Genomic DNA, 12,239 nt, shown 5'->3' with positions numbered 1-12,239 from the left:
GTCAGGGGGTGCCGCGGCTCCGGCCGGCGGCCGTGTAGCGGCTGCGGTCCAGGCGGCGTGGGGAGCCGGGGGTGGCGGGGGTCGGCGGGGCGGGCTGCCGGGCGAGTTCGCTGAGGTAGGCGGCCTGTTCGGCGACGGTGGTGCGGGTGCGCAGCTCCGTCAGGGGTACGTGGACGTCGAAGGCGCGGCCCAGGAGGTGGGCGAGGCGGCTGAGCATCAGCGAGTGGCCGCCGAGGTCGAGGAATTCGTCGCTCACGGCGACTTCGGTGGTGGGCAGGACCTGCCGCCAGCAGGCGGCGACGCGCCGTTCGGGCTCGTCGCGCGGGGCGATCCGGCTGCCGGTGCGCAGTGCCGAGGCCGGGATGTGGGCGAGGCGGTGGCGGTCGAGTTTGCCGTGCCGGTTGCGTGGGAGTTCCTCCAGGACGGCGTACTGGCCGGGCACCATGTAGCCGGGCAGTTCGCGGCCGAGCCGGCGGCGGATGCCGCGCAGCCAGGGGGCGGGGTCGCCGTCGAGGGGCTGTTCGGGCACCAGGTAGGCGGCCAGGCGGCGGCCGGTGCCCTCGCCCAGTGCCAGGACGGCGGCGTCCTTGAGGGGGGCGACCGTGCGCAGTGCCTTCTCCACGTCGCCGAGTTCGATGCGGAATCCGCGGACCTTGACCTGGTGGTCGGTGCGGCCGATGAACTCCAGCTGTCCGTCGGGCCGCCACCGCACCAGGTCGCCGGTGCGGTACCGGGTGCGGCCGGGGCTGTCGGGGTCGGGCAGGAAGCGGGCGGCGGTCAGGTCGGCGCGGCCGGCGTAGCCGCGGGCGACTCCGGCGCCGCCGATGAGGAGTTCACCGGTGCCGCCCGGGGGCACCGGGCGCAGGTCGGCGTCGACGACGGCCAGGGTGGTGCCGCCGACGGGGCGGCCGATGGGCACCGGGTCGGTGGTGCCCGGCGGCAGTTCGGCGTAGGTGGAGTAGGTGGTGGTCTCACTGGGCCCGTACAGGTTGACCACGCGGACGCCGGGGAGGGTGTCGTGCAGGGTGCGCACCAGGCCGGCGGTGAGGGGTTCGCCGGCCACGTTGACGGTGCGCAGCGAGGCGGGCAGGGTGCCGCGCTCGGCGAGGGTGGCGACGGCCGAGGGCACGGTGTTGAGGAGGGTGGCGCCCCGGGCGTGGGCGGGGGCGTCGGACAGGTCCAGGACGCTGTCGAGGATGTGTACCTGGCAGCCGCGGGCCAGCGGCACGAACAGTTCGAACACCGACAGGTCGAAGGTGGTGGGGGTGACGGCGAGGGTGCGGGCCAGTTCGTCGTCCCGGTAGGCGCGGCCGGCCCAGCGGACCAGGTTGACGGCGCCGCGGTGGCGGATGACGACTCCTTTGGGGCGTCCGGTGGAGCCGGAGGTGAACAGCAGATACGCCGGGTCGTCGGGGCCGGTGGCGGTCTCCGGCACCGGGATGTGGGTCCGGTGTGCGTCGCGGAGGGCGGCGTCGAGGCCGACGAGGGTGACGGGCAGGAGGTGGTCGCGCTCCACGGCCACGGAGCCGGTGAGGACATGGCGGCAGCCCGCGTCCTGGAGGACGGCGGCGACACGGTCGGGCGGGGTGGCGGGGTCCAGCGGGAGATAGGCGGCGCCCGCGCGCAGCACACCGAGGAGTGCGGCGGGCAGGTCGCGGCCGCGGGGGGCGAGGACGCCGACGGTGCTGCCGGGGCCGCATCCGGCCGCGGCGAGGGCGGCGGCCACGCGGGCGGAGCGGTCGGCGAGTTCCCGGTAGCTGAGGCTGCCGTCGTAGGCGACGACGGCGGTGCGCCCCGGGTGGCGGCGGGCGGTGTCGAGCACCAGTTCGTGCAGCGTCGACTCGCCGTTCTCCGGCAGTGCCGGCCGGGACCAGCGCGCCATGCGGGCCCGCTGCTCGTCGTCGACGGCGCTGATGTCGTCGACGGCCCGGTCCGCTCCGGCGCTCAGGCCGTCGACGACGGCGGTGAAGGCCGTGGCGAACTGGCCGGCCAGCCAGTCGGCGTACCGGGCGGGGTCTGCCTCCACGCGGCCGGTGAGGGTGCCGTCGTTCTCGGTGAGGAGGGTGGTGAGGCCGAACGGGCCGATGCTCGGCGGGGTGACCGTCACGCCGAGGTGGAGGTCGCCGAGGCGCACGCCGGCGCCGAGGAGCCCGGTGCCGAGGCCGCGGGGGGCGCCGGGGGTGTCCTGCTGCAGCAGGAGGGCCGCGTCCGGTGCGGGGATGTCGGGGCCGTTGTCGGCGGCGGACAGGGCGACGAGTTCGGGGTGGCCGACGGTGTGGTGGGCGAGGGCGCCGCGCAGGGCGTGGGAGGCACGGGCGACCAGGTCGCCGACGGTGCCGGTGGCGGTGTCGAGGGGCACGGGGACGGTGGAGACGAGAAAGCCGACGGCGTGATGTGTGCCGGAGGTGCGGCCGTGCATCGGGACGCCGACAGGGACCCTGGCGGTGTTGGTGAGCCGGGCCAGGGTGAGGGACTGGGCGGCGAGCAGGACCGCGTACAGGGTGGCGCCGCATTCCTTGGCGAGGGCCTTCAGGGCCCGGGTGCGGGCGGCGTCCAGGGTGAGCGGGGCGTGGACGGCGGTGCGGGCCAGGCCCTTGCCCTCTTCGGTGTCCTTCTCGGGGCGGGTCTGGGCGGGCGGGAGCTGGAGAGGGTCGACGCCGTGGCCCCAGAGTTCGCGCCAGAACCGCCAGGCGCGAGCGGTGCGCCGGGGGTCGGGGCGGGCCGCGGGGGTGGCGGGCGGGGCGGGCAGTGCCGCCGCGGCGGTGGCGGGGTCCACCTCGGTGAGGAGGGCGGCGAGTTCGGTGGCGAGCACGCCGATCGACCACAGGTCGGCGACCGCGTGGTGGACGGTGACCGCGAGGTGGGCGCCGTAGGTGCCGCAGAGCACCATCTCGGCGTGGAACAGCGGGCCTTCGGTGAGGTCGGGGACGCGGCGGCAGTGTTCGTCGAGCAGGCCGAGGAGTTCGTCCTCGCCGGTGGCGAGGAGGCGGGTGAGCGCGCAGTAGCGGCCCCAGGTTGCGGCCGGGTCGGGGGCGGCGTCGATGACGCGGGTCCACTCCTGGCCGCGGCGCAGCAGGCGGCTGCGCAGCGCGGGGTGGCGGGCGACCAGGGCGTTCAGGGCGCGGGCGACGTGTTCGGGGGGGATCGCCTGCGGCAGGGCGAAGGCGATACCGAGGGACAGGCCGGGGGCGGCCGGGTCGAGTTCGTGGAGCAGGGCGAGGGACTCCTGGCCCGGGGTGAGGGGCGCCGGCCCGTCCGGGGCGGCGAGGGGTGCGCCGGCGGTGGGCGCGGACCGGATGAGTTCGGCGAGCCGGCCGGCGTCGACGCCGGCGAGCACGTCGGCGGGCGGCAGCAGGATCCGGAAGATCCGTGAGGTCTCGCCCGCCAGGCGGGCGGCGGTGAGGGAGTCCGGGGCCCACGCGGGGGCGTCGCCGCCTGGGCCCCCGGTGGGGGCGTCGCCGCCGCCGAAGTGGGCGATGACGGTGGCCGCGAGCGCGTGCAGCAGGTCGCCGTCGGCCGTGTGGGGGGCCGCCGGGTTCCCGGCCGGCCGGGGCCCGGTGCCGGGCGGGGGCGGGGAGGCGGCGCCGGGCGGGGGCGGGGAGGCGGCGCCGGGCGGGGGCGAGGAGACGAGGGCGGGCGGGGGCGGAGAGGCAACACCGGGCGAGAGCGAGGAGACGGCACCCGGCGGGGGCGAGGAGGCGAGGGCGGGCGGGGGCGGAGAGGCAACACCGGGCGGGGGCGGGGAGGCGGTGTCGCACCACAGTGTGTCGAGGGAGCCGTCGAGGTGTGCGGCGCGGGCGGCCCGGCGCCGCACCTTGCCGCTGGAGGTCTTGGGCAGGGTCGCGGGGCGGATGAGGTGGACGGCGGCGACGGGCACGGAGTGTTCGCGGGCCAGGGCCGCACGCACCGCGGCGGCGGTGCGGCGGGCTGCGGCCGGGTCGCCGGCAGCCTCCTTGCGCAGTTCGGCGACGAGGAGGATCTCCTCGCTGCCGTCGGGGCCGGGCAGTGCGCTGACGGCGACACAGCCCTTGCGGATCGCCGGGTCGGTGTCCTGCGCGGTGCGTTCGAGGTCCTGCGGGTGGATGTTGCGGCCGCGTACGACGATGACGTCCTTGACGCGGGCGACCGGCACCAGTTCGCCGTCGTCGGTGAGGAAGCCGAGGTCGCCGGTGCGGATCCAGGTCCTGGACGATCCGGCGACGCGCACGCCGAAGACCCGTGCGCTCTCCTCGGGTTCGTCGTGATAACCGGTGGCGACGCCGTCGGAGGCGACGAGGATTTCTCCGACGGTGCCGGCCGGGCGGCGGCTGCCGTCCAGGGGGTCGGCGATCAGCACGTCGGTGCCGGCGACCGGGGGGCCGCTGGTGACCAGTTCGGTGACGGCGGCGCCCTCCCGGGGCTCCTGGACGCGGCCTTGGGCCAGCGCGTCGGTGTCCGCGCGTACGGTGCGCGGCCCGGCGCCGGCCCGGGCGCCACTGACGATGAGGGTGGCCTCGGCCAGTCCGTAGCAGGGCAGGAAGACGTCCGGGCGCAGGCCGGCGGGGGCGAAGGTGTGCGCGAAGGCCCGCAGGGTTGCCGGGTCGACGGGTTCGGCGCCGCAGAAGGCGACCTCGAGGGCGCTCAGGTCGAGGGCGGCGATGTCCTGCCGCGTGGCGCGCCGGGTGGCCAGCGCGTAGCCGAAGTTGGGGGCACCGGTGTGTGTGGCCCTGGTCCGGTCGAGCAGCCGCAGCCAGCTCATCGGGTCGGCGAGGAACGACAGGGGCGACAGCAGGTGGACGGGGAAGCCGGTGAGCAGGGGGGTGAGGATGCCGCCGACGAGCCCCATGTCGTGGTAGGGCGGCAGCCACAGCGCGCCGGTGCTGGTGGGGCCGAGCCCGAACCGGCCGGTGATGGCGGCGACGTTGGCGAGCAGGTTGCGGTGCGCGACGACGACGCCGCGCGGGGTGCCGGTGGACCCGGAGGTGAACTGGATGAACAGCGGGTCGTCGGCGCGTACGGCGGGCTCGCGCCATGCGTCGGCGAGCGCGTCGTCGGCCGCGGTGTCGAGGAGCCGGGCGGGGTCGATGTGCGGCAGCCGCTCGGCGAACAGTGCGCGCAGCGGCTGGAGCAGGCCCGGTTCGGTGAGCAGGGTGGCGTCGGGGAGCTTGGCGAGGATCGCGCCGAGCCGGGTGAAGTCCCGCCGTACGTCTGCGGGGTTGGGCGGGTAGACGGGCGCGGCGGGCAGCCCGGCGTAGGTGGTGGCGAGGAAGGCGGTGAGGTAGTCGGGGCCCGGCTGCATCAGCAGCAGGACGGGCGCGTCGCCGTGGCGGCGCAGTCCGACCGCGAGTGCGCGGGCGGCGCGGTCCAGGCCGGCGCGGGTGAAGCGGGTCTCGTCGGGCCGGCCGAGCGCGGGCTGGGCGGGGAACACCGCGGCCACCGCGCCGGGGTCGCGGTCGCACGCCGACCGGATGGCGGCGAGCACCGTCTGCTCGTTCGTACGCGCATGCAAGGCGCTCGCCCTTTCCTCGATGCTTCTTCGCGGTCGTCGCGGCCCACGCGAAGGGGGCGTTCGGACGTGGCCCGGGACCCAGGACACCTGAACCGCCTTGCGCGGTCCCTGAGTGGAATTAGGGCGTCGCTGGACGAGGGGCTGAGCCTCGGTGCACCGCATGTTTCTTTTCCGGGGAATTCTGTTCGGCGCACCGTTTTCGGGTGATGGTTTGACGGGTTGGGACACGCGGCTTCCGTACGCGGGCACCCGAAATCACGAACGCACGTCATTCGGCACGTCGTTCGGCACTTTTTTCGGCACGTTTTTCGGCACGTTATTTCGAGAGGACAATCGCCATGCCTCGACCTTCTCCCGCCCCGGCCGGGGCGGGACGGCTTGCCGGACCGGCGGATGTGCTGGGGCTGCGCCGGATGGCGGCGGGGCTGAACCTGCTGCGCCGTCCGCTGCCCTTTCTGTGCCGGCTGCGGCGCGAGTACGGTGCCGTGTGCGCGCTGCCCGCGTCCCGGCCGCGCACGCTGTTCGCGTTCGGTCCCGAGCAGGCGCGTCAGGTCCTGACCGGCGCGGGCTTCGTGTCGGACTCCTTCCGGCACCTGCGGCTGCCCGCGGGCTCCCCGATGATGCTGTTGACCAGCGGGCTCCTGCGGTTGAACGGCACGGTGCACCGGCGGCACCGCCAGGCCATGCAGCGGGCCTTCTCGCCGCGGTACGTCAACGCCTACAGCGATGCCATCGTGCGGTTCACCGACGAGATGCTCGACCGGTGGCGGCCCGGCGCGCAGGTGGTGCTGCACGAGGAGCTGGCGCGGCTGGTGACCCGGATCTCCCTGGCCACGATGGCCGGGCTGGAGGATCCGGTGGCCGCCGAGCGCCTCAACGACAAGATGGTGCGGCTGGCCGCGGCGGCCGGTCATCCGCTGACCGCGCTGGTGCAGGTGCCGCTGCCGGGCACGCCGTACGCGCGGATGACCCGGCTGGCGGCCGAGATCGAGGAGATCCTGCGCGCCCTGGTCGCCGACCGTCGCGCCGGCGGGGCGGGCGGTGACCTGCTGGGCAGGCTGGCGGGGCCAGAGGGGCAGGAGGGGGAGCGGCTCACCGATGACGAGCTGCTCGGCGAGGCGTACACGGCGTTGTGCCACGACAGTGTGGCCTCCTCGCTGTTGTGGACCCTGGTCCTGCTCGACCAGCACCGCCCGTGGTGGCGGCGGCTGCGCGAGGAGGTGGTCCAGGTCGCCGGGCAGGCGCCGCCGACGCCCGCGACGCTGGCCCGGATGCCGGTGCTCGGCCGGGTCGTGAAGGAGAGTCTGCGGCTGATGCCGCCGGCGTCGTTCGGTGTGCGCTACGCCGACGAGGGGGCCGAGGTGGACGGGTGTCCGGTGCCGCGCGGCGCGATGGCGGTGGTGAGCTCCTTCGTGACGCACCGCGACCCGGCGACGTTCCCGCAGCCGCTGCGTTTTCGCCCGGAGCGCTGGGAGGACGCCAGGCCCGCGCAGCACGAGTACTTCCCCTTCGGGCTGGGTCGGCACAACTGCATCGGCCGGAACCTGGCGCTCCTGGAGATGCAGCTGGTGCTGACCCGGATCATGCAGCGGGCGCCCGTCGTCCTTCCGGCCGGCACGGTCATCGACCCGGTCGTGCGTATCTCCACGGTCCCCGGCGGCACGGTGCGGGCCCTGGTCACGGCGCCGGGAGCCGAGGCGCCGGCCTGTGTCCCGATATCCGGTTCGCTCACCGAGCTGGTCGCCCTGCCGCGCTGACGGCGAAAGTGTTCCTCAAGTAATTCTCAAGTGGCTTGCCGGTATGGCCCGTTATGGTGACGGGCGGCGTAAGAAGTGCACAGCAGGAAATTCGACGCCCGTGCCACGAAAGGGTTTGGAGACCAATGCTCGCCAACCTGTCCGAAGACGTCACCGACGTTCTGCGACGAGTACGAGTCTGTGAGCTCGCCACGCTTTCCAAGGAGGGGCGCTCCGTCGCCTGGCCCCTGGCGTATCTGTGGAAGCCCGAGCAGAACGAGATCGTGCTGAGCACGGGGGTGGCCTATCCGCGCAAGCTGGAGCACATCCACCGCGACGACCGGGTCTCCCTGCTCTTCTCCGACTTCACCGGCAGCGGTCTGCCCTCCACCACGGCTCCGGTGCTCGTCCAGGGCCGCGCCACCGCGCCGGACGAGCTGCACACCGCCGAGGGCCTGGAGGACTTCTGGGCCGAACTGTTCCGCAGGCAGCCCGACTCGCTGCACGGCGTCCTGTCCCCCGAGAGCCGGGAGATGACGCCCAAGGGCTACTGGTGGCGGGTGCGGATCACCGTCACCCCCGAGCGGGTGTGGACCTTTTCGAAGAACGAGACGGGCGAGCAGATCCTGGAGCGTGTGGCATGACGGCGTGGTCCGAACTCGACAAGTACCTGCACCTGTTCAGCCGTCCGGTGCTCTCCTTCGCGGACCTCGACGGGTACCCGTTCAGCCTGCGGGTGCAGCCGCGCCAGGACCGGGAGTCCTCGGTGATGGTGCTCGCGCTGCCGGAGGGCACCCCGGCCGCGGAGGGGCCGGCGTGGCTGCTCTGGCACAGCCACGACGAACGGCTCGGCTCGATCCAGCTGCTGTCGGTCACCGGCCGCCTGGCCCGGCACGGCGAGGGCTGGGGGTTCACGCCCGAGCGGGTCATTCCCGGGCCCGGTCTGGGCTCGGAGGGCTGGGCGGGCGTCGCCGAGGCCATGGAGCGTGAGACCGCGCGCTACCTCAAGGCGCGCGGGCTCACGCCTCCGGAGTCGATCCAGTGGGACAGGCTGGAGGAGATCGCCCGGTCCGTGCTGAAGGAGAGCCAGGACTTCAGCCCCTGACCCCGGCCCCGGCCCCTGCCCTGGGCCTGGGCCTGGGCCCGGCCACGGCGGGGCGGGCAGCCCTCACGGGAGCGGCGGGCCCCCTTCATGTGATGGGCCCTGCGTCTTGGTGATGTGCCCTGCGTCGACAGCGCCGGAAAGGCGGAGCAAGCCATGGCAGACCCCGGACACGTGCGCACCTTCAACCGGATCGCGCCGCGCTACGACGCCAAGTTCGGCAAGGACTGCGTGGCCGCCCACGACCTGGTGCTCGGCTGGGCCCAGCAGGCCCGTCTCGCCCCGGACACCGTGCTCGACATCGGCTGCGGCACCGGGCAGCTGCTGTCCGCGGCCGCCGAGCGGTGGCCGGGCGCCCGCCTGCACGGCGTGGACCCGGCCGAGGCGATGCTCGCCATCGCCGGCAAGCGGCTGCCCGCCGCTTCGCTCCACGCCGGCCGCGCCGAGAGGCTGCCGCTGCCGGACGGCGGTGTCGACCTGGTGCTCAGCACCACCTCGTTCGGCCACTGGACGGACGCGGAGGCGGGGCTCAGGGAGGTGCGGCGGGTGCTGCGCCCGGGCGGATCCGTCCTGATCGCCGAGCACGCCCCGCCGGGAGCGCTGCTCACCGTGGTCCTGAAGGCTCTGGGCCGGCTGCCCCGGCTGTACGGCGCCGAGGAGATGCGGGCCCTGGTACGGCGGGCCGGCCTCTGCCCGCGCCGGGCGGAGACCCACCCGGGCGTCTTCGTCGTCACCCACGCCGTACGCCCCGTATGACCGCTGCGGCCCGACAGGCACCTTCAGGAGCGCCGATGTCCACGTCCCCGTCCGTCCTCGTGGTGGGAGCCGGGCCCACCGGTCTCACGCTTGCCGCGGAGCTGTGCGCGGCAGGCCTCACCTGCCATGTGATCGACAAGCGGCCGGCGGCGTCCGACCGCTCCCGGGCCTTCGGTCTGCTCCCGCGCACCCTCGAACTGCTCGACCTGCGGGGCCGCGCCGAGCCGTTCGTGGAGCGGGGGCTGCCGTGGGCGCACGCCGCCCTGGGCGACGGCAAGGGCTGGCTGGACTACGGCAGGGCCGACACCCCCTTCCCGTACATGCTGGTCATCCCGCAACACCGGACCGAGGAGCAGCTGCGCCGCTGGGCGGTGGAGCGCGGCGCCCGCATCAGGCGTGGTGTCGAACTGACCGGGCTGCGGCAGGACGCCGGCGGTGTGAGCGCCGACCTCACCACCGCGGAGGGCACCACGGTGCTGCACACGGACTTCGTGGTCGGCTGCGACGGGGCGCACAGCACGGTGCGGCGGCTGGCCGGTATCCGGTTCGAGGGGTCGGCCTATGAGAGTTCGCTGATCGTCGCCGACGTGCGGCTCGCCGTCGAGCCCGACCCGGTGGTGTACGCGCGCATGGGGCGGCGCGGCATGGTGGTCCTCTTCCCGTTCGGTGACGGCACGTTCCGGCTGATCGTCCTGGACCGTGAGCGGATGGCGGTGCCGGTGGACACGCCGGTGACGGTGGCGGAGCTGCGGGACAGCTGCCGGTCGGTCCTGGGCACCGACTTCGGTCTGCACGACCCTTTGTGGATGTCCCGGTTCCGCAGCGAGCAGCGGCTCAGCGAGCGTTACCGGCTGGGCCGGGTGCTGCTCGCCGGTGACGCCGCGCACACCCATATCCCCTCCGGCGGCCAGGGGTTGCAGACGGGTGTCCAGGACGCGCTGAACCTGGGCTGGAAGCTCGCGGCCCATCTGCGGGGCCGCTGTCCCGCGCATGTCCTGGACACCTACCAGCGCGAGCGCCGCCCCATCGCCCGTGCCACGCTGCGCACGACGGATCTGCTCTACCGCTTCGAGGTGTCCAGGTCGCCCGCCGCGCGCGTGGTGCGTTCGCTGAGCACCCGGCTGATGGGGCTGCCCCTGGTGCAGTCCGCGGTCGTCGATCAGTTGTCCGGTCTCACGCTGCGGTATCCGCCGCTGCCCGGCGCCGTTGACGGCCCGGTGCACCGGCTCGTGGGGCGCCGGCTGCCGGATGCGGCGCTGCGGCCGGCCGGGGCCGGCCCCGGGCCCGGGGCCGGGCGGCTGTACGAGCTGTTCCGGGAGGGCACGTTCGTCCTGCTCGACCAGTCCGCGGGAGGTGTCTGCGCGGGTGCCGCCCAGGGGTGGGCCGACCGGGTCACCGTCGTACGGGGCCGGGCGGAGCGCACCGATCTGGCCGAGGCGCTGCTCGTGCGGCCGGACGGGTACATCGCCTGGGCCGGTCACGGCGGTGGCACCGGGCAGCTGCGGCACAGCCTGCGGTACTGGTGCGGCCCGGCCCGCCCGGGCGGCGGCGCCCGGGCGGGCGCCGGCGCCCGCGGGGGACGGCCCCCGCCTGAGGCGGCGGCGTGAGGACCCACCGGTGCGGTGCCCCTCGCCTTCGGGCCCGCTCGGCGAGCAAAGGCACGGGCCGGCCGGTATGGCCGGCCCGTGCCGGTCAGCGGACGGCTTCCTCGGCCGGGCCCGGCTTCGCGGAGCCGCCGTCGCCGGTGCCTGCGCCGTCCGGCTGCCCCGCCCGTTCGCGGGGCAGCGCCAGGACGCAGACGACCATGAGGACGGGCAGTGTGAGGGACCACAGGAAACCCGCCCGGAACCCGTCGGTCAGCGCCTGCGGGCCGCCGCCGGCGGCGACCGCGGCCACCACGGTGTTCAGGGCCGCGAGGAAGACGGCCGCACCGATCTGCTGCGAGGTGCCCAGGATCCCGGAGGCGAGCCCCTGGTCCTCGTCGGCGACGCCGGTGGTGCACAGGATCATCGCCGGGGTGAAGCTGAGCGCCGCGCCCAGGCCGCTGAACAGCAGCCCGGGAAGCACCTGCACCCAGTAGGAGCCGTCGACGGTGACCAGGCTGAGCAGCAGCGCCCCGATCACGAGGCAGAGCGCGGAGACATGCAGCAGCGTCCGCACGCCGAACCTCTTCACCAGCGGCTGGATCCGCATCGACACCACCAGGATCAGCGCGGTGACCGGGACGAACCCCAGGCCGGCCGTCATCGGGCTCAGGCCGAGCACCTGCTGCAGGTAGAGGGTGGTGAGGAACACCGAGACGGTGCCCACGCCGGAGGTGAGCATGCACACCAGGTTGCCGTAGGCCACGTACCGGTTGCGGAACATCGACAGGCGGACCACGGGGTGGGCGGCCCGGGATTCGTGGAGGGTGAAGGCCACCAGGACGAGCAGCCCGCCGGCGCCGGTGGCCAGGACACTGGTGTCCAGGGCGTGTTCGGCCGCCCGGGTCACCGCGGTCACCAGCAGGACGACGCCCGCGGTGAGCAGCGCCGCGCCCGGCAGGTCGATGCGTCCCTGGGCGCGGGGCCGGTCCTTGCGCACATACGCCGCCACGGCGACGATCACGGCGATGCCGATGGGCACGTTGATCAGGAAGATGGAGCGCCATCCGGCCAGGTCGGTGAGGACTCCGCCGAGCAGTTGTCCGGCGATCGCGCCGCCCGAGGAGACGGCCCCCCAGATGCCGAGCGCCTTGTTGCGGTCCTCGCCCTCGCCGAAGCTGGTGGTGACCAGGGTCAGCGCGGCCGGGGAGACGAGGGCGGCGCCGAATCCCTGTACGGCGCGGGCGACGAAGAGCAGGCCGCCGCCGGGGGCCAGGCCGCATGCGGCGGAGGCGAGAGCGAAGACGGCCAGGCCGGCCAGGAGGATGCGCTTGGGTCCGAAGAGGTCGGCCGCGCGGCCCGCGGCGACCAGGAAGCCGCCGAAGGCCAGGCCGTAGGCGGTGGAGACCCACTGGATGTCCGCCGTGGAGACGCCCAGTTGGGACTGGATCGAGGGCACGGCCACCGCGACGACGGCGAGGTCCAGGATCAGCATGAACTGAGCCATGCAGAGCAGTGCGAGGAGTATCTTGCCCGCACCGTTGCTCGTGCCGGCTCGTGGGTCGGCCATGTGT

At 74.6% G+C, this 12,239-nt stretch carries 7 protein-coding genes; 5 read left to right on the top strand and 2 right to left on the bottom strand.

Features of this window, described 5'->3' with window-relative positions; genetic code table 11:
- Position 1: 1 nt before the first annotated feature.
- Positions 2-5,488 (bottom strand): amino acid adenylation domain-containing protein, encoded by a 5,487-nt coding sequence (locus OG272_RS46230; protein WP_405892091.1) that lies wholly within the window; start codon positions 5,486-5,488, stop codon positions 2-4.
- A gap of 338 nt (positions 5,489-5,826) precedes the next feature.
- Here OG272_RS46230 and OG272_RS46225 point away from each other — a divergent pair, with 338 nt between their 5' ends.
- The 5 genes from OG272_RS46225 to OG272_RS46205 all read left to right on the top strand — a co-directional run bounded on the left by OG272_RS46225 (position 5,827) and on the right by OG272_RS46205 (position 10,689).
- On the top strand, positions 5,827-7,245 hold the full coding sequence (locus tag OG272_RS46225) for a cytochrome P450 (RefSeq protein WP_405892093.1): 1,419 nt from the start codon (positions 5,827-5,829) through the stop codon (positions 7,243-7,245).
- Positions 7,246-7,370: 125 nt separating this feature from the next.
- Complete coding sequence (locus tag OG272_RS46220; RefSeq protein ID WP_326585323.1) at positions 7,371-7,868, top strand: pyridoxamine 5'-phosphate oxidase family protein; 498 nt, start codon at positions 7,371-7,373, stop codon at positions 7,866-7,868.
- A complete protein-coding gene (locus tag OG272_RS46215) occupies positions 7,865-8,329 on the top strand; it encodes a hypothetical protein (RefSeq protein ID WP_326585322.1) in 465 nt (154 codons plus the stop codon). The genes OG272_RS46220 and OG272_RS46215 overlap by 4 nt, the downstream gene beginning before the upstream one ends.
- A gap of 153 nt (positions 8,330-8,482) precedes the next feature.
- Positions 8,483-9,082, top strand: coding sequence for a class I SAM-dependent methyltransferase (locus OG272_RS46210; protein ID WP_326585321.1), 600 nt, complete (start codon positions 8,483-8,485; stop codon positions 9,080-9,082).
- 35 nt (positions 9,083-9,117) lie between these two features.
- Positions 9,118-10,689: an FAD-dependent oxidoreductase gene (locus OG272_RS46205; protein ID WP_405895963.1), complete on the top strand. Its 1,572-nt coding sequence runs from the start codon at positions 9,118-9,120 to the stop codon at positions 10,687-10,689.
- An 85-nt stretch (positions 10,690-10,774) separates the two neighbouring features.
- Here the strand turns inward: OG272_RS46205 and OG272_RS46200 are convergent, their stop codons facing one another.
- Positions 10,775-12,235 carry an MFS transporter gene (locus OG272_RS46200; RefSeq protein WP_327726222.1) on the bottom strand — a complete coding sequence of 487 codons (1,461 nt, stop codon included), beginning with the start codon at positions 12,233-12,235 and terminating at the stop codon, positions 10,775-10,777.
- Positions 12,236-12,239 lie beyond the last annotated feature (4 nt).

Origin of the sequence: Streptomyces sp. NBC_00104 (assembly GCF_045160825.1) — a bacterium.
In the GTDB taxonomy this organism is placed as follows: Bacteria; Actinomycetota; Actinomycetes; order Streptomycetales; family Streptomycetaceae; genus Streptomyces.
Note: the sequence above shows the minus strand (reverse complement) of the source record. Positions and strands in the feature narration are given on the sequence as shown.

Coding starts and splice junctions, on each gene's coding strand:
- OG272_RS46215 (WP_326585322.1), top strand. CDS start 7,865: ATGACGGCGTGGTCCGAACTCGACAAGTACCTGCACCTGTTCAGCCGT.
- OG272_RS46205 (WP_405895963.1), top strand. CDS start 9,118: ATGTCCACGTCCCCGTCCGTCCTCGTGGTGGGAGCCGGGCCCACCGGT.
- OG272_RS46210 (WP_326585321.1), top strand. CDS start 8,483: ATGGCAGACCCCGGACACGTGCGCACCTTCAACCGGATCGCGCCGCGC.
- OG272_RS46220 (WP_326585323.1), top strand. CDS start 7,371: ATGCTCGCCAACCTGTCCGAAGACGTCACCGACGTTCTGCGACGAGTA.
- OG272_RS46225 (WP_405892093.1), top strand. CDS start 5,827: ATGCCTCGACCTTCTCCCGCCCCGGCCGGGGCGGGACGGCTTGCCGGA.
- OG272_RS46200 (WP_327726222.1), bottom strand. CDS start 12,235: ATGGCCGACCCACGAGCCGGCACGAGCAACGGTGCGGGCAAGATACTC.